This window comes from Zhenpiania hominis (assembly GCF_014333425.1).
GTDB classification, from domain to species: Bacteria; Bacillota; Clostridia; order Peptostreptococcales; family Anaerovoracaceae; genus Hominibacterium; species Hominibacterium hominis.
The window spans coordinates 227,704-253,285 of sequence record NZ_JACRYT010000003.1; the positions used below are offsets into that span (position 1 = coordinate 227,704).

Sequence of the window (25,582 nt, forward strand, 5' to 3'; positions counted from 1 at the left end):
TGTTTTTTTTCAATCTTAATGCTACCATAAGAAATAAGCACTGTAAAATTCATGGTTTTTATGATATAGTTCAATTTTTTTGAAAGGAACTTTTATGGAAATCCGAAATCTCATAACTTTCGTAAGGATCGCGGAAGTAAAGAATTTTTCCAAAGTCGCGGAGCAGCTAGGCTACTCGCAATCTGCAGTTACTATGCAAATCAAACAGTTAGAAACCGAACTGCACGCGCAGTTATTTGAACGGATCGGGAAGCGTGTAAAATTGACATCCGCGGGTGAAAGACTGCTGCCTCATGCCCTGGATATATTAAACTCTGTCACGCAAGCAAAAAGCATTGCCCAGGAGCCGGAAAAAATTTCAGGGAAACTCCGTATAGGAACTTGTGAATCATATGTGATTAGTATGCTCCCACCTGTCATCATGGAATTTAGCGAGATTTGCCCCTCTGTTGAAATCAGTACGCATACTGCCTTAGTTTCAGATCTGTTTAATATGCTCCGTCAAAACGACGTTGACATCCTTTACTTTCTTGATGAGAAAATCTACTTCCCCGAATGGATCAAACTCTTGGAACAGCCGGAAAACATTTTTTTCGTAGCTTCTGCAGATTCGAAATTAGCCAGCCAAAAGAAAATTCCAATCGAACAGTTGTTGCAGGAGCCCCTGTATCTTACAGAAAGGGGAATCAGCTACCGATATGCTTTGGAACAATCCTTAGCCTCCAAGGGATATGAACTCCATCCGTTTTGGGAAGTGGGAAATACGGATGTAATCACTCAGTTTCTTTTAAAAAATAAGGGAATTTCATTTTTTCCAGAATACGTTGTCCAAGATTATCTAAAAAACGGGCAGCTTGTTATTCTGAATACAGAATGTCCTGCGTTTATTATGTGGAGCCAGATTGTATATCACCGGAATAAATATGTGACACCACAAATGAATCTTTTTTTGAAATTAATGCTCAAGCATATTCGAAAATGAGTTGTTTCTAAACGACAACGCTTTTTCACGCGCCGTCCCCCTGTGGCGGAAAGGAGACTTTCGATTATGGAAATTCGTGTACTTCGCTATTTTCTGGCGGTCGCCAGAGAAGAAAATATTACCGCCGCGGCTCAGTTCCTGCATCTGACGCAGCCGACTCTGTCCCGTCAGATCCGGGATCTGGAGAACGAGCTGGGACACCAGCTTTTCAGCCACCGGGTGGTTCTTACGCCGGAAGGAATGCGCCTGCGAAAACGGGCGGAAGAGATTGTGTCTATGGTGGACAAAACCGAAGCAGAATTTCATTCTATGGATGAGGTCACCGGCGGGGATATTTACATCGGCGGCGGCGAAACGGATGCCATGAAACTAATCGCGAAAATCGCCAAAGATCTCCATGACGCTTATCCGGATATTCACTTTCATCTTTACAGCGGGAACGCCGAGGATGTTACCGAACGACTGGACAAGGGCCTTTTGGATTTTGGTCTTCTGATTCAGCCTGCAGACCTTTCCAAGTACGACTTTCTCAATCTGCCTGCCACGGATGTCTGGGGAGTTGTCATGCGCAAAGACAGCCCTCTGGCGCGAAAAAAGGAGATACCCAAAGAAGATCTCCTGCAGGTTCCTCTGATCTGCTCCCGTCAGGCCCTCGTGCGAAAGCAATCGGGAAACGAATTTACCGACTGGTTTGGTGACGATCTGGACAAGCTGAATATCGTCACTACCTTTAATCTGGTTTATAACGCGGCGATCATGGTGGAAGCCGGGCTGGGCTATGCCGTGACGATCGACAAGCTGGCCAACACTTCGGAACACAGTAATCTCTGTTTCCGCCCTTTGACTCCCAGGGTAGAATCCGGCCTGAATATCATCTGGAAAAAGTATCAGGTATTCTCTCCTGCCGCGGAGTTGTTTTTATCCCGTCTGCAAGAGACCGTTTCCACAGACGCCCAAACCCCTGCATGCTGAAAAACAGACCTCGAAAAACAGATTTCCGGCTATTCGCCTTTTGCCCTGCCGTTTTGCCGACTGCCCGCCCCTTTCGGAACCAGAAAACGGATTGCCTTTGGCGCGATTTCAAAGGATACCTGCCGCGCGTCTGTGATTTCTCCATCCGTACACAGACGCATCGGGGAGCCGTTGGCAAAAATCTCCAGCCTGTCGCACTTCCGGTAATCAATGACATGGGAAAGAGAAGGTTCCGAAAGATGGATCCCTTTGGCGTACTTGGGAAACATGCGGATAAAGGTCCTCCTGGAAACATTTCGCACCAAGCTCACATCCATTTTTCCGTCATCGGTTTTCGCCAGCGGAACGCCCTTCACGCCGCCTCCGCAAAAACATCCGTTAGCCACCGCGATCAGCAGCAGCTTTCCATCGAATACGCTGCCGTCCTCGTAACAGACTTTCAGATTCGCCCCTTTCTTTTTTATCAGAATAATCGCTACCGATAGGAGATAAGCCGCGGAGCCTTTTATTAACGGCCAGTTCTTGGCTCTCGCTGTCTGATCCACCACATTACAGTCAAATCCGATATTAAACATGTTGATACAGCAGCGGGGCGCCTCTTTTTTACCCTTCGTCTGAACTGTGTAGCAGATAACATCGCTTTCCGCGGCAGAAGCGGAAAGCTGCGCTTCAATATCCAGAAAATCTTCCGGCAGCCCGTAATTGCGGACATAATCGTTTCCCGTCCCCAGAGGCACACACCCTACTTCCGCGTTAGAAAAGCCATAAACTCCATTAATAACTTCGTTTAAAAGTCCGTCGCCGCCGCAGGCATAAAAGCGAAGCGCTTCTTTCCCCTCTGATTCTTCACAAACCTGCCTGGCAAACCGCTCTCCGTCGCCGGCATGCGTTGTCCGATAAATTTCCGGTTCAAGGCGCAGCTTCCTGCCGGCGTTTCTGATTGCGTCTTCGGTCTTTCGCTGCCGGCCTTTCTGCCCTGCCAGCGGATTGATGATAAAAATATGGCGCATAGACGGTCCCTCTCTTCCTGCGGATTTCCGTGTCCGGTTAACCTTATTATATCTTCCCCGCGCCCATTCGCCAACTGTCTGCTTTTAAATTTTGCATTGACTTTGCGCCAAGGCGAGCTTAAACTGAAAACAGAAAAACATTTTTCGTTTTATATGGAAATCATTTACATTCCACTTGCCATATTCTATACTGTAATTGTCAAAAGGGGCCCCGATTGGCAATTGCTCGGGCAAGCGGGAGAAAGGAGAGCGGAATGGAAGAAATGACAAAAGAAGAAATGCAGCGATTTCTGATAAAAGAAGCGCAAAGAGGCAGCACAGAGATGGAAGCCTATCGAAATCTGATGGAAATTCTGGGGATTGAATTTCCAAATGAGAAAAAAGAACCCATTGAGTAATCGCTATTTACATCAAAGTAGAAGGAGCGGGCTTGCCACCGCTCCTTTGCATAGGGAAACTCCTCGTGGCTTCCCCGCCCCCGCTTTGTGTCCAATTCCATTTTTTTCTCAGACGGGAACAAAAAGTTCGTTTCATCTAACTTTCTGTCTTATCGAAATTTGTCGGAATAAATCGAATCCGATTGGAGTTGTTCTTTGACAACTCATTTTCAAACCATAATATAAAAGCCAACCAGAAATGCTTTATTTGAATGTTTTTTTCATCCTCTTTTGCCCATACCGGTATAATGAAGAACATCTCCAATTCGCTTATCATGATAAATGAATCGGAGACAATAATCAATGTGTTTGTGGTTCTTGAACGGCGCATTCTGCCCATATTTTTAACCTTGGGTTGAAAACCATTATCCCATAGCTCCCACATTAACTCCAACTTTGATTTCTTAGTAATTCTGCAATTTGTTCAACATCCGGAATTTCCTCAGTTCCCAAAAGAGTCGTCAAATCAAATATTCTAGTTCCCATAGAACCTCCCGATGAAATTTTCTTAAAGTCTGTTTCATAGAATTGTTCAACGAAAAAGTATCTATGTTCTATAGTTCTTAAATCATATCCATGAGAATCACCATCAGCCATTGCTTTTGCGATCATCTGCTTGCGTCCCTCTGTTAATTCGCCAAATTCAGGTGTATATTTAATTCCTTCTTCTGTTTCTATAGCAGTAATGCGTGCGCATATTTTCCCAATGGCACGTACACTCTTCTGCTTATACAAACCAAGATAATCATGAGCTCTAAAGCCACGTTCAGCATTGTCATAATAAACATTATTATTTACGTTAAAATCAAGAGTTGTGCCAGCAAGCTGCATACGTAAATATTTCCAAGAATCAGATACTGGAATCAAACCATCTTTATAGCAGTAATTCAAATAATCGTCCAACACATCCTGCATTTCATAATCTCGATCAGCAATAACATCTCTAATCGCATTAGCCATCATTTCAAACGTTGTATTAATGTGGATTACAGGGTATGTCTGGCTCTCATTATATTCCTTTAACTGTTTTTCAAAGTCTACCAGTTTTTCTGCTGACATCGGTTCTGAAGCAAGGGTAATCATCACCTTGTTTTTTTCGTCTCCGAAGGACTTCAAATGTCTCATCAACTGGTCAGAATAAAACCAGTCTGTTAACTTTGTTTCTACTACAATTTTGAATCCTTCCTGTGTAATAGTCGCATCAGGTATACTTTCCAGGCTCTTTTCCTGCAAAGTAAACACTAGCTCTGGTTCAAAAGAACCAGCAAAATATTCTGATTTTAAAAATCTAAAAAACTTATTGGATGAATATGAGTATAAGCGTGACAAAAGCAACATTGTATTTGCTGTAGCCACGTTTTCTTTTTCATGATATCTCTGAAAATAATGTATTTTCATGTTCTATACAACTCCTATTCTTCATTTCTCACGTTTAAATCATAGTCCAACTGCCAGAAACCCATATCCAAAATTTTTATCTGCGGATATGTCAAATCATATACTTTCATTTTATCCCGTATTAAATCTAGGCTTTCGGAATGCTTCTCATAAAAATCAGCCAACTCCATAACCGACTTGATACTGTATGTTCCTGTCGCTACATTGCAATTCATTTTATATATTTTCCAACTTTAACCTTATTATATCTGCCCCACGCCCATTCGCCAACTGCCTGTGCTAAATTTTACATTGACTTTGCGCCAGAGCGAGCTTAAACTGAAAATAAAAAACGCTTTGTGTTTTGCATGGAAATTATTTACATTTTGCTTGCCGTATTCTATACTGTAATTGTCAAAAGGGATCCCGATTGGCAATTGCTCGGGCAAGCGGGAGAAAGGAGAATATATGGAACCGATGACAGATAAACAAATGGAGGTCATTCTAAACTTATTAGCCGATAAATTTGCGGCCTGTAAAAATATGGAGGATGTTCAACAGGCTATCAAAGAAGTTCGAGAAATGGCAAAAAAAGAAAAACCTGCTGAATAGTTGATCTGCGAATTAAAACCAGGAGGAGCGGGCTTGCCACTGCTCCTCTTCAGAATGGAAATGGAACTCCACACGTCTCCCCCATCCCCGCTTTGTGCCCAATTCCACTTTTTTCTCAGACGGGAACAAAAAGTTCGTTTCATCTAACTTTCTATCTTGTCGAAATTTGTCGGAATAAATCGAATCCTGTCGGAATTGTTCCAAATAAATCTCCAATTAAAGCTTCCGTTTCCAAAACAGAAAGAAAATACGGCTAAAATATGTGTCCAGGAAACTCACAGAGCCCTTTGGACACAGAAAAATCAAAAATATGTGTTCGCTACTCTTTCATCTGGCAAATGGCCACACCGGACATCTGCAAAATAGCTAAGAAGAAATCCAAATAACAAATTCATAACCCCCACTAATACGCAATCCTAAAATAATCCAAATACGCCTTATATCGATCCTGCGCGTTCAGGCAGGTATCCGTCAGATAGCCTTTTTCATTATCCCATTCTTTCAAGCCACGATAGTAAAACAATTTCAGATTATCCTCAATAATGAACGGAACGATATTATATTTCAGACACTCCTTGAACATAATCAATCGGCCCACACGTCCGTTGCCGTCCTGAAACGGATGGATTCGCTCAAACTTTACATGAAAATCCAGAATATCTTCAAATGTCTTTTCTTCCTTTGCGTTATACGCTGTCAGCAACGCTTTCATCTTATCGGCAACTTCTTCCGGCAGGACAGTCGCCATACCGCCCACCTCATTAGGCATTTTCTTATAATCCCCCAGTGCAAACCAGTCTTTTCTGGAATCGCTGGTTCCGCTTTTCAGAGTCAGATGAAGCTCCTTAATAAACTTCTCAGTTAAAGCAGCTTTTGCATGGTCGATGATTTTATCAATACATCGAAAATGATTTGCCGTTTCAATCACATCGTCCACATTAAGCACTTCATTTTCCACTCCGATGGTATTGGTTTCAAAAATATATCTGGTCTGATCATGGGTCAGGCGGCTGCCTTCCATATGGTTCGAGTTATACGTTAAATCAATTTGCGTCTTATGGTAAATGCCGCCGGAATATTTGTTTGATTTCTGTCCCCGCAAAATATCCAGCAACGTCAGCTGTTTTTTCCTTTTATTGGAACGCTCCGGTTTTTCAGCGTCTTCCGGAATGTGCCATGTTTTATCAGTAAGAAATGCTCCCTCTACACGCCCTTGAGCGCAATAATTCCTTACACTTCTCGCTGATAGCTTCCACTTTTTCGCTATCTCGTTAACGGAAAGGTATCGCATCTAATTTCCTCCGTTTTACCCACATTCATCCGTACTCTGATTTTCATTACTTTATTAGTATATCACATCATCGGCAATAAAATAATTTTTTCTAACAATTTAATTCAAATTTTTGCCGCTTCTGAAATCTTCAAACCACAAGCCATAAAAAATTGTTTTATTACACGCTTTGACCAGCCACACCATCCAAAAAAATCCCGAAAGCAGAAAAGGCGACGCGTTAACCTCGCACCCCTCTTCAGTCCCATAAATCACGGAATACAATAATCCGACACAATTTCAATCGCTATTTCTTTTGCCACCGTGCTGGATACCTCCAGCTCCTCTGTCTCTCCAAGACGCACGCAAAAATAGATAGTACCTTCTGTACTTTCCGCAAAGCCTGTGAACCATGCGTCAACGACAACACCATTGTTTTTTCCCATCCCGGTTTTTCCATATATGGAAAGAGCCGCTCTGTCCTGCTCCGGCACCAGTATAACCTGCTTTAATTGATTCCGCGTTTCCTCTGAATAATCTGAGTTTCCGCCAAAAATGCGTTCCATTACCTCAGTCTGTTCTTTTGGGGAAATCCGTAAAGATGATTCAATCCAGAAGCCGGTTAAGGCACGATTGTTATTGTTTGTATTTAAGCTTCCCTCCCAGTCGGAAATATCACAATTGCCATACTGGAGTTTCTCCAATTCCTTTTGCATCCTATCTTTTCCGATATCATCTATAACCTGCCTGAAGTACCACACGCAGGAAGTACGAAACGCCTCGCGAAAATCAATATCCTTGTTCCAGTCTTCATTCCAGAATCTTTCGCCACTCCATGTCCGGGTGGAATCTTCCGGCAGGATAATTCCATTTTCCAGCGCAATCAGGGAAGAAATAATTTTAAATGTGGAACATGGCGAACTTCTGGTTTCTGCAAGCTTTTGATTATAGACCGTATACCGTCTGTTAGAAGGATCATATATAACTGCCGTTCCATTCCGTCCATTAAAATATTCTGACCAGTCTGCCTCCACGGTTTCGATGTCAGCAGAGATTTCGTTCTCTGACTCCACGCTATTACCGCTTTCTGCAGGAGGCTTTTCTTCCGTGCTGTGATTTGCGCAGCCTGTTATCATGCAGGCCAATATACATACAAACAGCAGGCATATTACTTTAAAATATTTGGTTTTCTTTTTCATAATGACCAGTTTCCTTTGCTGATTTCTTTTACAACATCGCCAGATAACGGTCCAGCTTCTCACTTACATATCCCGCAAAAAGTTTTTCCATTACGCCCAAATTATGCTTCCCGTAATATTCATCAAAGGCATTATAATACGCAATTCGATCTGTAAATTTAATATCAATTGGTGGATATCCTGCTTTCATCAATTCCAGATTCACAAGCAGCCTGCCCGTACGGCCGTTTCCATCTATAAACGGATGAATTCCTTCAAATTCGATATGAAACTGCGCAAGCCTGGGAATTATATGCTCGGTACTGTTTTTATAAGCTTCCAGCAACTGTTCCATCTTCGGTTGGATGAGATAAGGCTGAACCGGTTCATGCTTGGCTCCCATGATTCTTACCGGAACCCTTCTGTAAACCCCGCGGTCCTCTTCTTTATCCGCCAGTACCAAATAATGAATCTGTTTTATCACACGCTCTGATAATGGCGCCTGTTCCTTTACCTGATCCCGTACAAAATAAAAGGCATCCTTATGTCCGACCGCCTCCATATGATCTTTCAGAGGCTTTTGATCAATCGTAAGACCACGTAGCACCATATCTGTCTCCCGCAAGGTCAGCGTATTTCCTTCAATCGCATTGGAATTATAGGTGAATTCCACCACAAATTCCTCTGTCAGACGCGCTATCTCTCCTTCGGTCAACGGGCGCCTGGTGTCTAATTCTGTTTTCTTTCTGTCAATCATCTCTAACAGACTTTCCGCAGAGCGGTATCGTCCATCCTTCGGTTTCTTTGCATTTTCCGGGATCTTCCAACTACGTCCCTCACGGATAACATCTGGAATTTTCCCTTCCGCACATAAGATTCGCACTCTTCTATCTGAAATTCCCCACTTCTCCGCAGCCTGCTTCACTGATATATACATAAGCTTTCCTCCTTGCTCAAATAGTACTATATTATCGGAACAATAGCAACGCTATCGGAATAATATTTTACGCTTATCGGAACAATACAAAACGATCCGGAAAATAGCATCGCTTCTCCCGGATCGCCGCAATTTCATTTGCGCCAGAACGTAGAACACTCCGCCTTATCAATTCGATTAAAATTAATAATTTTTTCGAGCAATCGAAAATCCACCGTATCCTCCCAACCAATTCGGAAAAGATTTTTACTTTGTGTATATCCCGCTTCCTTGATTTCATTTGAAAACCGCTTTATTCCTTTTGCCTCTGGAGAAACAGAAAAATGCTTCTTCGCGGCGCTAAATCCGATGATAAACGTATTGTGTTCCAAAAATACAGGCTGATTCCACATTGTCTTATATTCCAACTCAGGAAAATTCTGCATGATCCAGTCAAAGATCTGACGCAGATGCTTTCGATGCGTTTCATTCTTAATCGTTGACAGATATTTCTCCATTTCTTCCACAGCCGTCACTCCTTTACCAGATTGTTACTTTATTCTCTCCAGATTAGGATACAACATTCTTCACCTATATACCATAAAAAACTGCAGAAGCATCGAGAAAACAGGCTTGCCACTGCTCCTCTTCAGAATGAGAATTCCACACGATGTCCCCCGCATTGTGTCCAAGGAAAATCGCAAGGTCCTTTGGCCACAGAAAAATGGAAAAAATGTATCCGCAGTCCTTTCATCTGGAAAAAGGTCACACTAAACACCAGACCCAGCTTCCGGCGCGCTGGTTATAACTGCCTATCCCCTGCCGACAAAAAAGCCCCCCTTTTAAAGCGGCCTCCTTTCGGTTATAATAATTACCATCAAACAAACTTGGGAGGTAAATTATGGATACCAGAATCAAAAAACTGTCCGACCTGCTGGTCCGCTACTCCTGCGACCTGCAGAAAGGCGAAAAAATACTCATCAGCTACGAAGGAGCATGCTGCAAACCTCTGATCCGCCAGATCATCAAAGACGTCTACGCCTGCGGCGGCTTCCCCTATGTAGAAATCCGTGATTCCGCCATCAGCCGGGAAATCATGCTGGGCTGCGAGGAAGAACAGATTCAGTTTATGAATGAATACCAGCTTGCCCAGATGAAAGGGATGCAGGCCTACATCGCGGTCCGGGCCGGTGACAATACATCGGAGCTTTCGGACGTGCCTTCGGAAAAGCTGAATATGTACAGCCTGCTGACCCGTCCGACCCTGGATTACCGGGTAAACGAAACAAAATGGGTGGTTCTCCGCTATCCCAACAGCTCCATGGCCCAGCTGGCGAACACCAGCCTGGAAGCCTTTGAGGATTTTTACTTTGACGTCTGCACCCTGGACTATCGGAAAATGGGAAATGCCATGGACGCGCTGGTGGAACGGATGGAAAAGACCGACAAAGTGCAGATCAAAGGCCCTGGCACGGATCTGACCTTCTCCATCAAGGGAATGCCGGCAGTCAAATGCTGCGGAGAGCGGAACATTCCGGACGGAGAAGTCTATACTGCGCCGGTAAAAAACTCCATGAACGGAATCATTTCCTATAACACTCCGTCTGAAGAGCAGGGCTTTACCTTTGAGAACATTGTCTTTGAAGTAAAAGACGGAAAAATCGTAAAAGCCTCCGCCAACAATGACGAACGCATCAACAAACTGCTGGACACCGACGAAGGGTCCCGTTACTTCGGCGAATTCGCTCTGGGTGTAAATCCTTATATCCTGCATCCTATGAAAGATACCCTCTTTGACGAGAAGATTGCCGGAAGCTTCCACCTGACGCCGGGAGCATCCTACGAGGACGCCTTTAACGGCAATAAATCCGCAGTTCACTGGGATCTGGTCATGATTCAGCGTCCGGAATACGGCGGCGGTGAAATCTACTTTGACGATGTGCTTATCCGCAAAGACGGACGGTTCGTCATCCCCCAGCTGGAATGCCTGAACCCGGAAAATCTGAAATAATCCTGCAGATCCCGTAATTCTGCGAAAGCGCGAAAAATCCCGGGGTATACACCTTGCTTCAAAAAGAACAGATTGCGTATAAAAATTCCTCTAAAACCCGGAAAAAAGGAGCCTTTTCCCTGAAAAAGCATCCGGTTTCCGGAGGTTTTTATACGCAATTTTTGTATTTTCCCAGTTTCTCACCTAATTTTGTATACGCAAATCTAAAAAATAGCACGGCGGTGTATACAAGAGGCCCTACACACTCATCATCACAAAGGCCGCCGCGCCGCATACCATATATAGTCCGTTCACAACTGTACACACCTTCATCAGACCGTTTTGCGCGCCCTTTTTCGCATAAGCCCAGATGGTAAAGATCCCTCCGAGAATCATAATTCCCGCGTAAAGGCCGATTAAAATCTCCCCCACCGGCGACTGCAGAGCCCAGGTGAACCTTCGCAGTATCAGCAGCGTCCAGGGAAAAATCATCAGAACCGTACTGACAGCCGTCATTCCTTTCCCGTTCATCTATCTCACCTCCCCTCTGCCGAAAAAGATACAGGATATCACAATGCACAAAACCGTAATCACAGCCGCCGCGGGGATCCATGGCACCAGTTCGTAATCAAAGGAACCCATCTTTGTCGCCAGATCATGCATCTGGGCGGTCACAATCCGAAACGGATAGCAGGGCGGATATACGAACCAGGCTTTTGTATTCATCACCAGCACCGACGGCACAATCAGGGCCAGACCGATACCCACAGAAAAAACAGAAGAGGTGATTAAGACGGAGAGCATATAATACAGAGCCACCATAGGAACCGAAGCCAGATACACGAGCCCCGCGGTTCTCAAAACCATGGAAACGTCCACCGAAAAATCATAATGTTCCAGCCCGGAAGCAGCCTCAGCGGACAGAAAATAACCCAAAACCATAAAGAGCATCTCCGCTGCCAGCAAAAACAGCAGAATCACAAACTTGGACAGACACAGTCCGCCGGGATGGACCGGAAGAGACAGCATCTTGAGAAGCCCCCGGTTCTTCCGCTCCGTCTGGGCGATCAGCACCGTAATGACCACAATACTGGCAGGAAACAGAAACCAGGCAAACCCCATAAACCCCTGAATAAAGAAATTATTCTCCGGCGAAATTCCTTCCGTCTCCATGTCAAAATTCACATCCGCATTTAAAACGCAGGGTATCCACATAATGAGGATCGCCGCGATAAGAATCCATAAAAGCTTTGACCGTTTTAACTTTCTCCCCTCAATTAGCAGTAAATTCATCACATACTCCCCCTTTTCTTCTGATAAAAAACCGCTGCGCCGCTAAAGAGAATCCCTTCCGCGCAGGCGGCCAGCGCCAGGCGGAAAATTCTTTCCCCATCCATCCCCTGCAGGAATTCCAGCGGCATGGAAAAAGGGAAAAAGATCAGGGCTGAATCCGTCTGTCCCACTGCGATCGGCACAAAGCTCCCTAAAAGACCGATGCCCAGAGTCACCCACATATTGTTGCATGCGGAAGAAATCGCTGTCATCAGTATGACGACCGGAGCCAGAAGTAGCAGAGAAAACCCCAGGTGCGTGGAAAGCGCCGCCACCCAGCCGTCAGGCAGAGAAAACCAGTACCCCATGCAAAATCCCAGAGAAACTGTTTCCAGAACCACAGCGCCGCAGCATCCGCCAAACAGCATCAGACACTTACTGAAAAAGAGCCCCGGCTTTGACAGCGGCAGCATATCCATTTTTCGCAGAGCGCAATCCCGGTACTCAATATGGTACAGAACGCACGCGCCAATGAGAACCAGGAACAGATTGAGCATGCCCATCATCTGCCAGTTGGCCGCAAGGAGGATATGCAGAGGATTTCCGCTCTGCCCCGTGTACAATTCTTCCCGGAAACCCATATTCAGTACCGGCACAGCCGCCGCCAGCAGGCCGCCTCCCGCGAAAAGAGGCGCAAATCCGGTTCGTTTCAGTTTTTTTCCTTCACAGATAACGCTCATTTTTTCTCACTCCTTCTCCGGTTGTCTTCCTCGATGAGATTGAGAAAGGTGTCCTCCAGATTATCCGCCTCCAGTCCGCAGGAGGCGGCGCTTTTGCGCAAGGCGTCCAGGCTCCCTTCAAACAGCAACTTTCCGTGATTGAGAATTCCAACCTCATCCGCCATCAGCTCGATTTCCGCCAGCAGATGAGACGACACCAGAACCGTGCAGTCAAACTTCTGCGGAAGAGAGCGGATCAGCGTCCGGATTTCATGAATTCCTACCGGATCGAGACCGTTGGTAGGCTCGTCGAGAACCAGAATCGGCGGCCTGCCCATAAGAGCGCCCGCAAGGCCCAGCCGCTGCTTCATACCCAGCGAATATTTTTTCGCCAGCCGTTTTTTATGCTCGGTCAGTCCCACAAGTTCCAGCGCGTCCTCCACCGTGGATCTGGGAAGCCTCAGGATTCTGCGAATCAGATCCAGATTTTCCTCCCCGCTCAGATTCCCGTAAAAGGCCGGCGATTCGATAAAGGACCCTGTCTGCCGCAGAATCTCCCGCCGGTCTTTGGGATAAGACATCCCGTTTATAGTAAAGCTTCCCCTGGTCGGCACGGTCAGACCTAAAAACATCTTCATGGTTGTAGACTTTCCCGCCCCGTTGGGACCCAGGAACCCGTAGACGGTTCCCTTTTTCACATGGAGATTCAGTTTGGAAACCGCTTTAAAATCTCCATAAACTTTTGTCAGATTATGTGTTTCGATCATATTCATCTCAGCATCTCCTTTCCGTTTACAGGCTCTATTATAATCGGCCGTCCTTACAGGCACATTCTCCCTGCCTTACATTTACCTTACATTTGCATTCTCCGCGAACAAACCCTTTGTTTTGTACTATAATAGGGGCAGGAAAGGAGCGTAAAATGAATCAGAATTATTTAAAACAGAAAAAAATTCTCCTGGTCGATGACGAACAGGAGCTTCTCGATATGGTCGTTTCGATTTTAAAGGAAGACGGCTACACCCATATCGCTACAGCGAAAACAGCGGCGGAAGGCGCAAAATCCGCTCAGAAAAATCCGCCGGATCTTGCGGTGCTGGATGTAATGCTTCCCGACGGAAGCGGTTTTGAACTGCTGAAGAGGCTGAAAGAAACCAGGGATTATCCGGTGCTCTTTCTCAGCGCCCGGGGTGAAGATGAAGATCGTCTGCAGGGACTCGGTCTGGGAGCGGATGACTATATTGTAAAGCCATTCCTGCCCCAGGAACTTCTTTACCGCATCAGCGCCATTCTCCGCAGAAGCTATAAAGAAGAAACAGCGCTGCTTTCCCTTGCGGACTGCCAGATTGATTTTGAACGGGCGGAAGTTCTGCGGGGCGAAAAAAAGCTGCCTCTGACAGCCAAGGAATTCGCCCTGCTTTCGGCCCTCGCCCAAAACGCGGGAAAAATTGTCACCATTGACGCCCTGTGCGAAGCGGCCTGGGGAGACAATCCTTATGGATATGAAAACTCTCTGATGGCTCATATCCGCAGAATCCGGGAAAAAATTGAAGAAAATCCGTCAAAGCCACGCTCCCTTCTTACCGTAAAAGGTCTGGGATACAAACTGATTACGGAGGAATGATGATGAAAAGCATGCTCAAATTGATACGGCGTTCCCTTCTCCTGCTGCTGATTTCCATGTTCCTGCTGCTGATTTTTAATGGGGTGTTCTTTATCTCCGTCACAGCCTCCCATAACAGCGGCGGCAGCATCTGGACAGCGGCGGAAACAGTCGCGGATTCTCTTTCTCCGTCCTCTGATGGTCTGCGTCTGTCCGAAGAGGGCCGCAAGACGCTGAAAGAATACGGCGCCTGGGCCATTCTCATCGAGGATAAAAGCGGAAATACCATCTGGGAAAGCGACAATCTTCCGGAAGAAATTCCCGATCATTACTCCGCCGCGGAAATCGCCAGAGCAGTGAACGGATATATCTGCGACTATCCCACTTCCTTCAGCAGGAAAGGCGACCATCTGTTAATTTTAGGTTTACCCAAAACAGGTTATTGGAAACTTATGTGGCCGGCATTTGATTATAACTTCATCGCCAACCTCCCCAAACTCCTGCTGATTGGATTGCTCTGCAATCTGGGGATCGTTTCTCTGATCTACTTTCTTGCTTCCTCCGGAATCTTCCGTTCGGTAAAGCCGATTCTCAAAGGAATTCAGGATCTTCCGGAAGGAAAGGAGGTTTATGTCAGGGAACGGGGGCTTCTCTCGGAACTCGCTTCATCCATCAACCAGTCCGCGGAAAAACTTCGTAGCCAGGAACATTCCCTGAAAAAAAAGGAAACAGCCCGCGCCAACTGGATCGCCGGCGTTTCCCATGATATCCGCACACCCCTTTCCATGATCATGGGGTATGCCGGGCAGTTGGAAGAAGACGCCGCCCTCTCCGGTTCTCAAAGGCAGAAGGCCGCGGTCATCCGCAGACAGAGCGAAAAAATACGGGATCTGGTCAGCGATTTAAATCTGGCGTCCAGGCTGGAATACAACATGCAGCCCCTGCACCTGGAAATCTGCAATCTCGTGGCGATCGCAAGACAGGCGTCTGTGGATTTTATCAATAATGACATCGAAGGCAGATATCCGATTCGCTGGCTGACAAAGGATTCTCTATCCTCCTGCCTTGTCCGCGGAGACAGTTCCCTTCTTCAGAGGGCAGTCGCAAACGTGGTTCAGAACAGTATGAACCACAACGATAACGGCTGCCGGATCGATATCACAGTCGAAAAGAGCGGCTCCTGGGGAATTATCCGCGTTGACGACAACGGCGCAGGCGTTGAGGATTGGCAGCTGGATAAGCTTCGGAACACACCTCATTATATGGTATGTGATGAGAATACGGGACCGCAGCGCCACGGGCTGGGGCTTCTAATCGTCCGTCAGATTCTGGAAGCGCACCATGGAAACGCCTCTTTCGACCACAGCAAGGAGGGCGGTTTTTCCGTCCTGATGAAGCTTCCGCTGGCTGACAGCGCAGATAAGAGGAACTAAAAAAGATGTCCGTTCCGGTTAAGGATTCGGGCATCTTTTCGCTTCTTCCTTTACTTTTTCCCTTTACGCCTGAGGGCGATTGCGATGATTGCGATTAAAATCAGAATCACCGCCGCGATCACGCCGACAACTACAAAATTTACGCCGCTTTCTTCACCGCTGTCCGCGGTATCGGAGGGCTCTCCGCTCTCACTTTCCGTTGTCTGGGTTTCTCCTGTCTCTGTAGCTTCCGTTGATTCCGTTGACGCGTCTGTTTCCGGCTCAGTGGTCGCATCCTCCTGACTGGAATCGGTCGCCGCGCTCTGGCTTCCGGTGATACGCAGCGTCCTCGAAGCCGACGGCGTTCCCATGCTCTGATCTCCGTCCAGGTTCTGGGTTTCCAGGGTCTCCAGATTCAAAGCCACGCTGCCGGAATCTACCGCCCGGAATTTCACTTGGAAAGACAGTTTTCCGCTGGCATCTGAGGCGTATTCCTTCAACTCCACAAGCCCCGCGTCCCCCTGGCTGCTGCCGCCGGACAAATATTCCATTTTACTGTTGTCATAAGTGAGCTGGCCGTTTACATAACCGAGTGCGTCTCCCCGATAGGTTACGGTCACTGTAACGGTATCACCCACTTTTGCGGATTTCCCGCCTGTGATGGACACGCTGGAATCCGCTCCAAAAACAGATGCCGGAACCAGCATGGTCAAAAGCAGCAGTACTGCTGTTATAATCTGTATCCTTCTTTTCATGAATTCTCCTTAAAGCATATAATTTTTCTGCCTGTCATCAAGGCTTCGCGCAGGCTTTGGACGGCATGTTGTTATAGACCGGAATATAGAATACAATCGGATAATCGTCATCCGCCTCGTAAGCATATCGCAGAATCCTGCCTTCGCTTGCTCCGCCTGCTACATTGGTCATATACTGGTGGGTCGCCACCGCGCTCGTTCCGTTCATTACATTAAATTTCTTCGTGTAATACGTATACTGGTCATTTTCCAGATAATTGCTGGAATAGTACTGCGCGCCGCCGGCCAGTGATTTTTCAATGGAATTCCAAGGTCTTCCGTAGGTCTTAGATCCGGTTCCGGCGCCTTTTGCCCACCAGAGCCCACGTTCCGTCGCGGACATGCCGCCTGCGGTGTAGGCGCCGATGTTAAAGTGGTTATAAATCCCCTTGTATCCCGGGTATTTTCCGGAAATCAGACCGGTTCCGCCTTTCCATCCCTGTTCCTGAATAACCATGGCTGTAATGACATTCGGACTCACGCCGGATTTCTTTCCCGCATTGTAAAGGTATGTAATATAGCTGCTCGTATTCATAAAACAGCTACTTCTGGAAACCATGCTCTTGATGGTATCCTTTGTCTGCGAAGCCGAATCAAATTTGTGATCCATGAACTGGTAAATATACGAATCATTCAGGAAATTCCTCGGATCCATATAGTAGGCGATAATATCCTTTGAGGCCGCATTCCATCTGCCGTCAAAGGTCGTGTATTTTCCCGTCTTGCTGTTATAGGCTCCCGAAGCTTTGGACTTCCAGGAGGACGGCGAAGTCGGCTCTACCAGATTGATACCGATTTTCGATTCCTTGGACAAAGCGGTTGACCAGTTTATTCCTGTCTTCTGCGCTTTGAATACCCATGCCGGATGATCCTCATGCAGGCTTCTCAGCTTGCTCTTATAACTGGACGGGAAGCCCTGGCTGGTCATCCAGGTCTCAAATTCCGCGTCGCTCAGGTTGGAACCCTCCGCGGAAGATGAAGACGATGAACTGCTTTTCAGCCGCACATAATCAGAAAGTACCCACCCGTTTTTTTTCGAAGTATAAGAAAATTTATACCAGGTTTCTTTCTTAGAATTCTTTTTCTTGCTTTTTACGGTAATGGTTTTATTTTTGGCGACAGTACCCAGCTTTTTATAGTTGGTACCCGGACCGCTGCGCACATTGAGAGGGCCGTTCTTTATTACCGCCTTTTTATTGACCGTTGTCTCGGAAGACGCGGAGGACGACTTGACTGTAACATACTTCGCCATTACGTATCCCGTATTGCTTCCATATTTAATCTTATACCACTTGATATTTTTTCTGGATCTCTTTTCACCCAGCAGAGTAACAGACGCGCCTTTTTTTACCGTTCCTTTTTTCCGGTAATTTGTACCGGCATTCGTCCTTACATTCAAAGGGCCGTTTTTTATCGTTCCTTTTTTCGTACTGGAGTAGCTTTTCAGCTTTCCGGAGGATGTGCTGCCGGAAGTGGATTTTACCCGCACATAGTTTCCATAGACATACCCTGTCCTGGAGTTAAAACGGATTTTATACCATTTTTTCCCGCTTTTTGCCTTTTTTGTACCCCTTATCGTAATCGTCTTGCCTTTTTTTAGAGTGCCAAGTTTTTTGTACGTCTTACCAGCATGCGCTCTTACAATAAGACGGCTTTTCTTTACGGTTCCCTTTTTCGTAGCCCCGAAAACATCCGCAGTGCCCGTCTGAGGCAGTACAACGAACACAGTTAGCAGCATAAAAAACGCAATTACCGCCGCTGTCCATCTGCTTTTTAAATTGGTTGACATAATATATTACTCCTGTTTCAAAAAATTCCCCTATTTCTAACCAATATTGAGTAAAGTTTACCTTATTATGCCTGATATGTCAACGAATTCGATTTTTTTTGCCAATCTCTTTCACGAAAAAAAGAGATTATTGAACTTTACAATAACCTCTTTTTCCCTGTTTCCACAAGATATGCGGCCTGCCCTTTCTACCCTGTCTAAATGTGCCCTTATTGTCCTTTTACAAAGGCGCCTTCCTTCATAATGACTTCCATATTTTCCGTTGCCACCGCTTTCATATCCTCAGCAGGATTTCCCGAAAGGACGAGGAGATCGGCAAATTTCCCCGCTTCCAGGGTTCCTGTGATATCATCGATTTTCAGCATTTCCGCTCCGTTTTTCGTGGCGGCCTTCAGAACTTCCATATTGGTAAGTCCTGCTTTATTCAGCGCGTACATTTCTGTAATGGCGTATTTCCCATAAGGAGTCAACGTGCTGCAGAAGGAATCTGATCCGACTGTGATGCGGATTCCTTTTTTATTGGCGTTCAGCAGATTGTCGGTAATCCGGTTCAATTCCTTTTCCGCGGTCGTATTCCCCGGATACTGGTCGTGAATCGGCCTGTAGGGCGGCTCGTATACGGAGAACCACTCCACAAAGAATTGATAGGTCGGGCAAAAAGTAATGTCCTTTTCCTTCATGATCCGCAGGCATTCTTCATTTAATTCCTGCCCGTGGATAATTGCGGAAACCCCTGCTTTACAGGAATTGAGAGCGCCTTCATATCCTTCGGCATGGGACCAGACCGGAAGACCCACCATACTGCTTTCATCCACAACCGCCTGGATTTCCTCCAGGGTATAGTGAGAATCCGCTTTCTTATCATGACGCCAGATTCCGCCTCCTGTAGACCAGATTTTAATCGCGTCCGGATTTTCCCGAATGTTCCTGCGAATCGCCTTTCTCAGCTCCCACGGACCGTCTACCCGTTCCGCCCATGGATGAGAAAATTCATTATATTCCAGCGGAAGCTTATGAGAATCACCGTGTCCCGCTGTCCGGCAAAATCCGATTCCCGCGGTAACCGTTCTCGGCCCCGGGATTACGCCCTTCTCGATCATATCCCGTATGTATGGGCCGAACCTGGAAATTTCACCAACGGAAGTCAGTCCGTTTTCCAGCGCTTCCCTTGCTTGGGCCACCGCGACGACTGCTTTTTGAAAAATCGGTTCCAGCACCCATTCCGTATCGTTGTCGCTGAGATTTCCACTATAATGCAGATGAGTGTCAATCAGACCCGGCATAATGGTTTTTCCTGCAATATCCCGAATTTCGTAATCCCTGTCAAAGTCTTTTTCCTTCCCGGCATATACAATCTTTTTTCCCTCTACCAGAACCAGAGAGTCTTTTACCGGTTCGCCGCCGTTTCCGTCGATTAAAAGCCCGTTTACAAAAGCAATCTTCATAACAACCTCCTTTACTTCGCTTTGCGATTAATATATTCTGCCTTTATCTTACTATACATGATTTTCTGGCTGCCGTACAGCCCGTAATAACCGGAAAGCATATAACTGATGCCGCAGGCGACGCCAAAGTAAATAATTCCCTGGGCGCCGAACATCTCAATCCCCAGGAAAATCGCCGCCGCCGGACTGTTGACCACCGCGCAGAAGGTAGCCACCATACCCACCGCGGCCGCGAATCCCGGATCCAGCCCCAGCAGCCCGCCTGCCCAACACCCCATGGTCGCGCCGATGAAAAAGGTCGGCACAATCTCTCCACCCTTAAAGCCTGATCCCAGCGTAATAGCCGTAAACAGAATTTTCACCAGGAACCACCACCAACAGGCGTTTCCGTCCAATGCCTGAGCAATCACATTCATGCCAGAGCCGTTGTAATTCCCGGAAGAAAAGACTACGGACAGCCCCGCGAGAACTGCGCCTCCTGTAAAAATCCGCAGATATGGATTCTTAAAAAAACGTTCAAAAAGCTCGTGCGCCTGATCCATAGAAAAAATATAAAGGATACTCAAAAGCGCGCAGCACACACCCAGCGCCGCTGTCTGAAAGAGTGGAACCGGCGCCGCTGTTGGAACGGAAAGAGACATTTGAATTTCCGCGCCATAGCCGAATATGGCGGAAATGCCATAGGCGATCAGAGACGACACCAGACACGGAACCAGTCCGGAATAGTAAATTATGCCCACGCTGATCACTTCCAGAGCAAAAAAAACAGAAGTGATGGGGGTTCCGAACAAGGCGGAAAAAACGCCGCTCATGCCGCTTAAGACTACCAGGGACATATCCTTTTCATCCAGATGAAAAAGCCGGCCCACATGCGTGCCGATGCTCCCGCCGATCTGCAGCGCCGCGCCCTCCCTTCCGGCGGAACCTCCCAAAAGATGCGTAATCGCCGTACTGAGAAAAATCAGCGGTCCCAGACGTACCGGAACCGACGATTCCGCCCTTACCGAACGGATTACCCGATCCGTTCCGATGGAAGATTCCATTTTAGCGAGCCGGTAAAGCCCCGCAATCAATAGGCCGCCCGCGGGCAGCAAGAATACCAGCCATCTGTTTGCCTGCCATAGAAGATTCGCGTGTTCCACAGTTACGCGAAACAGGGTTCCCACCGCCCCGCTGATCCCTCCAACCAGGGCTGCGATCAGAACCCATTTCAAAAAACTTTTGATAAAAACCAATGCCCGATTCCAGATTTCCATGATGCCCCACTTTTATTTTGACAGTATATCCGCAAGTTCATAAAGCTCCGTATTAAACGGACTTTTCATTTCCAACGCTTCCGCAAGTTCATAAGCGCAGATCTCACTTCCGCAGATCCCGATGGCTCTGCTTTCTTCATCATCATATAAAAGCTCTACCGCTTTGCTCCCCATCCGGCTCGCCAGCATCCGATCCTTGGCGGTGGGAGAACCACCCCGCTGCAGATAGGCAAGAATGACAACCCTGGTTTCTTTTCCTGTCCGTTCTTCGATCATCTGGGCCAGTTCCTGAGTATCCACCTCTACCCCTTCTGCCTTCATAATGATATCATGGAGTTTGCCGCGGTTTTTCCCCTGGATGATCTTCCGGCACACCTTATTGATATCAAACGGCATTTCCGGAACCAGGATATTATCCGCTCCTCCGGTCAACCCCGCGTACAGAGCGATATCTCCGCAGTGGCGTCCCATCACTTCAATGACTGTAGCCCGTTCGTGAGAAGAAGAGGTGTCCCGGATATTCGTCACAGCGGAAAGTACCGTATTGACCGCTGTGTCAAATCCGATCGTATAGTCCGTATAGCCCAGATCGTTGTCAATGGTTCCCGGAATTCCCATAACCGGCACTCCGCGTTTTGACAATTCCAGCCCTCCCCGAAAAGATCCGTCGCCGCCGATCACGACGATCCCCTCAATTCCAAAAGCCTCCAGCACATTCATAGCGTGTTTCTGGCCTGCTTCCGTTTTAAACCGCTCGCTTCTTGCCGTACGCAAAATCGTCCCCCCACGGTGCAGGATATCCCCTACAGAGGACATGGTCATCTCGCGGATTTCTCCCTCGATCAGTCCTTCATAACCTCTCTCGATTCCGTAGACTTCCATCCCCCGGTCAATTCCGCACCGCACAACCGCGCGCACAGCGGCATTCATGCCGGGAGCATCGCCTCCGCTTGTAAGCACTCCGATTTTTCTCATCACGTATCCTCCTTTTATCCTCTACATTTTCAGATTTCCTTCTCCAATCAGCCCGATTACCTGGCTGCGGAAAGAATCATCGCCGCTGACCCACAAATCCGGCTTTGTTTTCATGGCCTTTCCGGTATTTCCCAGATAAATAATCACCGGCATTTCTCCCTTATGTTCAACCAGAATATCTCGAATCCGCTCCAGGCCGTTATCCAGGTTATCCGGAATCCGTATTTTGACCGGAGCATGGGACGCCAGCTTCGCTTCGCGGCTGGACTGTTTCAGGTCGTGTATTTCATTGGCAAGAAGCTTTGGGACTTCCCCTTCTTTAAAGTTAATGGTCCCCTTCACAACCACCAGCGAATCCTCCTGTACCAGAGCGCTGCTGCGCTCATAAACATTTGGAAATACGACAATTTCCACATTTCCGTAAAGGTCCTCCATATCCGCGAAGGCCATCATCTTATTATTTTTTGTAACCAGAGTTTTCTTCCCGGTAATAATTCCCGCCATTGTCGCCCGCATGCCGTCAAAAAGAACTTTTCCGGAAGCAGGGGTTTCTCCCGCCTCCGCCTGATCTGCCGCGTGAACCAGATCTTCCGATGTTACATCGATCAGATCGTGGATCTGATCCTCATAATCCTTCAGGGGATGATCCGAAATATACACGCCGAGCATTTCCTTTTCCATGCTGATAAGGCTTTCTTTGGGGAAGTTTTCCACATCCGGAAGGCGGGAAGACGCTTCCTGCACCTCCATCTGCTCAGCGTTCAGCTGAAACAGAGACATCTGCCCGGCCAGATTTTTTCTCGAATCATTCTGTGCGGATTCGATCAAGCCTTCATAGACCGCCATATGGGCCGCCCGGTTTTCGTTGAGACTGTCCAAAGCCCCTGCTTTAATCAGGCTCTCCACCGCTTTTTTATTGACCTCATGAATATCCACATTACTGATAAACTGGAAAATATCCTTCGGTAGCCCCTTTTCGGTCCGCGCTTTTATAATGGCATCGATGGCGCCTTCTCCCACGTTTTTTACGCCCAGAAGGCCAAAGCGGATTTTGCCGTCCTTTACGGTAAATTTCTTTCCGCTTTCATTGACATCCGGCGGCAGCACTTCGATTCCCATTTCCGTACAGTTGCGGATATACTTGGCGATTGCCCCCGCGTCTCCCATAACGCTGCTCATGAGGGCAGCCATAAATTCCACCGGATAATAGGTTTTCAGATAAGCGGTCTCATAAGCGATCACCGCGTAAGCCGCGGCGTGGGATTTATTGAAAGCGTATTCGGCGAAGCTTACCATCTGGTTAAAAATTTCCTCCGCGATGGCTTCCGGAATGCCGTTTCGCACACAGCCCGCAATTTCCACATTCCCGTTTTCATCGGTTTTGCCGTGGATAAAGTATTCTTTTTCCTTCAGCATAACGTCCATCTTCTTTTTTCCCATAGCCCGGCGAACCACGTCGGATCGGCCGTAGGAATAACCTCCCAGGTCCCGGACAATCTGCATCACCTGCTCCTGGTAGATCAGACAGCCATAGGTTACCGACAAAATCGGCTCCAGGCTTTCATGGATATATTCGATCTGATCCGGATGCTTTTTATTTTCAATATAATTGGGAATTGACGCCATCGGTCCCGGCCGGTAAAGAGCCACGCCCGCCACGATATCTTCAAAGCAGTCCGGTTTCAGATTCTTCATAAACTGCGTCATGCCGCCGCTTTCCAGCTGAAACACGCCCTGCGTATTTCCCCTGGCGATCAGTTCATAAGTTTTGGCATCGTCATAGGTCATCTTGGCGAAATCAATGACTCTGCTATGGTTTTCCTCGATCATTTCCAGGGCGTCGCGGATAACCGTCAGATTCCGCAGCCCCAGAAAGTCCATTTTCAAAAGACCCAGTTCTTCAATGGTCGTCATGGGGAACTGGGTGGAAATTCCTTTATCTGACAGATACAGAGGCACATACTCGTCGATACTCTTTTTGGAAATTACCACACCTGCCGCGTGGGTGGAAGCATGTCTGGGCATTCCCTCAATGGCTTTTGCCATATCCAACACCTGCCGCACCTGCGGATCGTTTTCATAGGAAGCTTTCAGTTCCGGATTCATGGCAAGGGCCTTATCAATGGTCATTTTCAGATCAAAGGGAATGGCCTTCGCGATGGCGTCTGTTTCCGCGTATCCCACATTGAGGACGCGGCCTACGTCCCGCACCGCCGCCTTTGCTTTCATGGTTCCGAAGGTGATGATCTGGGAAACCTTGTCTTCCCCGTATTTTTCAATTACATAGTCAATGACTTCCTGACGCCGCTCATAGCAGAAGTCAATATCAATATCCGGCATGCTGACCCGCTCCGGATTCAAAAACCGCTCAAAAATCAGATTATAGCGGATCGGATCAATGTCCGTGATTTTCAGCACATAGGACACAATGCTCCCCGCGGCCGATCCTCTCCCCGGACCTACCATAATTTTATTCTGCTTCGCGTAATTGATAAAATCCCATACAATCAGAAAATATTCCACATACCCCATCTTTTCAATGGTGGAAAGCTCGTATTCCAGCCGCGCCTTCAGGCTTTCCCAGTCCGCGTCCGGCTCATGACTATATCGTTCTTGCAGGCCCTGCTGGCAGAGCTCCCGCAGATATTCCCGGTTTGTCTTTCCCTCCGGCGCTTTAAATTCCGGCAGGTGAAGATGACCGAACTCAAACGTCACATCACAGGCCTCAGCCACTTTTTCTGTATTGTCACAAGCGTCGGGAATCCCGGCAAAAAGACGGCGCATCTCTTCCTCGGATTTCAGATAGAACTGATCATTGGGAAACCGCATCCGATCTTCTTCATCAATGGTGGCAGCCGTCTGAATGCATAAAAGCACATCGTGGGCCTTCGCGTCCTCCTGGCGTACATAATGCACGTCGTTTGTCGCCACAAAGGGGATCCCCGTTTCCTCATGAATCCGGATCATATCCGGCAGAATCTGCTGTTCTTCTTCCAGTCCCTGATCCTGCAGCTCCAGATAAAAATTTTCCTCTCCGAAAATCTCCCGCAGACTCAGCGCTTCCTGCTTCGCTCCTTCATAGTCCCGGTTTAAAAGCTTTCTCTGCACATCCCCTGCCAGACAGGCGGAAAGGGCGATAATCCCCTCACTATGGGCGCGCAGAACTTCTTTGTCGATCCTTGGTTTATAATAAAATCCTTTCGTAAACCCAAGAGAAACGATCTTGATCAGGTTCTGGTAACCCTGATTGTTTTTCGCAAGCAACACCAGATGTCCCTGGTATTTATCTTTATTCGCGTCTTTATCTTCCATCCTTCTGGCGGCTGTATAGACTTCACATCCGATAATCGGCTTGATCCCGTTTGCCAGGCATTCTTTATAAAAGTCAATGACCCCGAACATTACGCCATGGTCGGTAATGGCAATGGATTTCATCCCCAGTTCTTTTGCTCTCGCCACCAGTTCTTTCATTCTGGAAGCGCCGTCTAAAAGACTGTATTCCGTATGTACATGTAAGTGTGTAAACCCCATAAATTTCTCCAAATCCAAGTCTAAATTTTTCTTTTCTACTAT

General features: G+C 47.2%; 24 protein-coding genes. 7 read left to right on the forward strand and 17 right to left on the reverse strand.

Translation table 11 applies throughout. The annotated features are described in order from the left end of the window. Nucleotides 1–94 precede the first annotated feature (94 nt). Nucleotides 95–982: a LysR family transcriptional regulator gene (locus tag H9L42_RS05440; RefSeq protein ID WP_187302367.1), complete on the forward strand. Its 888-nt coding sequence runs from the start codon at nt 95–97 to the stop codon at nt 980–982. Between the two features lie 66 nt (nt 983–1,048). After that, a complete protein-coding gene (locus H9L42_RS05445) occupies nt 1,049–1,954 on the forward strand; it encodes a LysR family transcriptional regulator (RefSeq protein WP_187302368.1) in 906 nt (301 codons plus the stop codon). A 29-nt stretch (nt 1,955–1,983) separates the two neighbouring features. Here the strand turns inward: H9L42_RS05445 and H9L42_RS05450 are convergent, their stop codons facing one another. Next, nucleotides 1,984–2,964, reverse strand: coding sequence for a diacylglycerol/lipid kinase family protein (locus H9L42_RS05450; protein ID WP_187302369.1), 981 nt, complete (start codon nt 2,962–2,964; stop codon nt 1,984–1,986). 254 nt (nt 2,965–3,218) lie between these two features. On the opposite strand from H9L42_RS05450, the gene H9L42_RS05455 reads away from it, so the two are divergent. Then, nucleotides 3,219–3,362, forward strand: coding sequence for a hypothetical protein (locus H9L42_RS05455; RefSeq protein WP_187302426.1), 144 nt, complete (start codon nt 3,219–3,221; stop codon nt 3,360–3,362). Nucleotides 3,363–3,785: 423 nt separating this feature from the next. On the opposite strand, the gene H9L42_RS05460 is transcribed toward H9L42_RS05455, so the two are convergent. Next, a complete protein-coding gene (locus tag H9L42_RS05460; protein WP_187302370.1) occupies nt 3,786–4,799 on the reverse strand; it encodes a hypothetical protein in 1,014 nt (337 codons plus the stop codon). Nucleotides 4,800–4,813: 14 nt separating this feature from the next. Beyond that, the gene (locus tag H9L42_RS05465) at nt 4,814–5,014 is read right to left on the reverse strand and encodes a hypothetical protein (RefSeq protein ID WP_187302371.1); all 201 of its coding nucleotides are present in this window, start codon (nt 5,012–5,014) and stop codon (nt 4,814–4,816) included. A 232-nt stretch (nt 5,015–5,246) separates the two neighbouring features. On the opposite strand from H9L42_RS05465, the gene H9L42_RS05470 reads away from it, so the two are divergent. Further along, complete coding sequence (locus H9L42_RS05470) at nt 5,247–5,390, forward strand: hypothetical protein (protein ID WP_187302372.1); 144 nt, start codon at nt 5,247–5,249, stop codon at nt 5,388–5,390. A 403-nt stretch (nt 5,391–5,793) separates the two neighbouring features. Here H9L42_RS05470 and H9L42_RS05475 read toward each other — a convergent pair whose 3' ends face one another. The 4 genes from H9L42_RS05475 to H9L42_RS05490 all read right to left on the reverse strand — a co-directional run bounded on the left by H9L42_RS05475 (nt 5,794) and on the right by H9L42_RS05490 (nt 9,272). Next, the gene (locus H9L42_RS05475; protein ID WP_187302373.1) at nt 5,794–6,681 is read right to left on the reverse strand and encodes a Fic family protein; all 888 of its coding nucleotides are present in this window, start codon (nt 6,679–6,681) and stop codon (nt 5,794–5,796) included. A gap of 251 nt (nt 6,682–6,932) precedes the next feature. Further along, a complete protein-coding gene (locus H9L42_RS05480) occupies nt 6,933–7,859 on the reverse strand; it encodes a class D beta-lactamase (RefSeq protein ID WP_187302374.1) in 927 nt (308 codons plus the stop codon). 28 nt (nt 7,860–7,887) lie between these two features. Next, nucleotides 7,888–8,775 carry a Fic family protein gene (locus tag H9L42_RS05485; protein ID WP_187302375.1) on the reverse strand — a complete coding sequence of 296 codons (888 nt, stop codon included), beginning with the start codon at nt 8,773–8,775 and terminating at the stop codon, nt 7,888–7,890. A gap of 134 nt (nt 8,776–8,909) precedes the next feature. Further along, the gene (locus H9L42_RS05490; RefSeq protein ID WP_207734925.1) at nt 8,910–9,272 is read right to left on the reverse strand and encodes an iron chaperone; all 363 of its coding nucleotides are present in this window, start codon (nt 9,270–9,272) and stop codon (nt 8,910–8,912) included. 383 nt (nt 9,273–9,655) lie between these two features. Between H9L42_RS05490 and H9L42_RS05495 the strand changes: the two genes are divergently transcribed. Continuing rightward, a complete protein-coding gene (locus H9L42_RS05495) occupies nt 9,656–10,765 on the forward strand; it encodes an aminopeptidase (protein ID WP_207734922.1) in 1,110 nt (369 codons plus the stop codon). A 237-nt stretch (nt 10,766–11,002) separates the two neighbouring features. On the opposite strand, the gene H9L42_RS05500 is transcribed toward H9L42_RS05495, so the two are convergent. Genes H9L42_RS05500 through H9L42_RS05515 form a run of 4 tightly spaced genes read right to left on the reverse strand, consistent with a single transcriptional unit; the run spans nt 11,003 to nt 13,508 of the window. Continuing rightward, nucleotides 11,003–11,275, reverse strand: coding sequence for a hypothetical protein (locus H9L42_RS05500; protein ID WP_187302377.1), 273 nt, complete (start codon nt 11,273–11,275; stop codon nt 11,003–11,005). Next, complete coding sequence (locus H9L42_RS05505; protein ID WP_187302378.1) at nt 11,276–12,037, reverse strand: ABC transporter permease; 762 nt, start codon at nt 12,035–12,037, stop codon at nt 11,276–11,278. Next, the gene (locus tag H9L42_RS05510; RefSeq protein ID WP_187302379.1) at nt 12,037–12,756 is read right to left on the reverse strand and encodes an ABC transporter permease; all 720 of its coding nucleotides are present in this window, start codon (nt 12,754–12,756) and stop codon (nt 12,037–12,039) included. Before H9L42_RS05510 ends, H9L42_RS05505 begins: the two co-directional genes overlap by 1 nt. Further along, nucleotides 12,753–13,508, reverse strand: coding sequence for an ABC transporter ATP-binding protein (locus tag H9L42_RS05515; RefSeq protein WP_187302380.1), 756 nt, complete (start codon nt 13,506–13,508; stop codon nt 12,753–12,755). The genes H9L42_RS05510 and H9L42_RS05515 overlap by 4 nt, the downstream gene beginning before the upstream one ends. Nucleotides 13,509–13,657: 149 nt before the next feature. Between H9L42_RS05515 and H9L42_RS05520 the strand changes: the two genes are divergently transcribed. Then, nucleotides 13,658–14,359 carry a response regulator transcription factor gene (locus H9L42_RS05520; RefSeq protein ID WP_187302381.1) on the forward strand — a complete coding sequence of 234 codons (702 nt, stop codon included), beginning with the start codon at nt 13,658–13,660 and terminating at the stop codon, nt 14,357–14,359. Then, nucleotides 14,356–15,771, forward strand: coding sequence for a sensor histidine kinase (locus tag H9L42_RS05525; protein WP_243235664.1), 1,416 nt, complete (start codon nt 14,356–14,358; stop codon nt 15,769–15,771). Before H9L42_RS05520 ends, H9L42_RS05525 begins: the two co-directional genes overlap by 4 nt. Nucleotides 15,772–15,821: 50 nt before the next feature. Here the strand turns inward: H9L42_RS05525 and H9L42_RS05530 are convergent, their stop codons facing one another. From H9L42_RS05530 to H9L42_RS05555, 6 genes are all read right to left on the reverse strand, one after another. Continuing rightward, on the reverse strand, nt 15,822–16,505 hold the full coding sequence (locus tag H9L42_RS05530) for a hypothetical protein (protein ID WP_187302382.1): 684 nt from the start codon (nt 16,503–16,505) through the stop codon (nt 15,822–15,824). 37 nt (nt 16,506–16,542) lie between these two features. Then, on the reverse strand, nt 16,543–18,333 hold the full coding sequence (locus tag H9L42_RS05535; RefSeq protein WP_187302383.1) for an SH3 domain-containing protein: 1,791 nt from the start codon (nt 18,331–18,333) through the stop codon (nt 16,543–16,545). Between the two features lie 209 nt (nt 18,334–18,542). Further along, nucleotides 18,543–19,778 carry a metal-dependent hydrolase family protein gene (locus H9L42_RS05540; protein ID WP_187302384.1) on the reverse strand — a complete coding sequence of 412 codons (1,236 nt, stop codon included), beginning with the start codon at nt 19,776–19,778 and terminating at the stop codon, nt 18,543–18,545. A gap of 11 nt (nt 19,779–19,789) precedes the next feature. After that, complete coding sequence (locus tag H9L42_RS05545; RefSeq protein ID WP_187302385.1) at nt 19,790–21,034, reverse strand: chloride channel protein; 1,245 nt, start codon at nt 21,032–21,034, stop codon at nt 19,790–19,792. A gap of 12 nt (nt 21,035–21,046) precedes the next feature. Beyond that, nucleotides 21,047–22,009, reverse strand: a complete 963-nt coding sequence (gene pfkA, locus H9L42_RS05550; RefSeq protein ID WP_187302386.1) for a 6-phosphofructokinase — start codon at nt 22,007–22,009, stop codon at nt 21,047–21,049. Between the two features lie 21 nt (nt 22,010–22,030). Next, nucleotides 22,031–25,540, reverse strand: coding sequence for a DNA polymerase III subunit alpha (locus tag H9L42_RS05555; protein WP_187302387.1), 3,510 nt, complete (start codon nt 25,538–25,540; stop codon nt 22,031–22,033). Nucleotides 25,541–25,582: the final 42 nt, after the last annotated feature.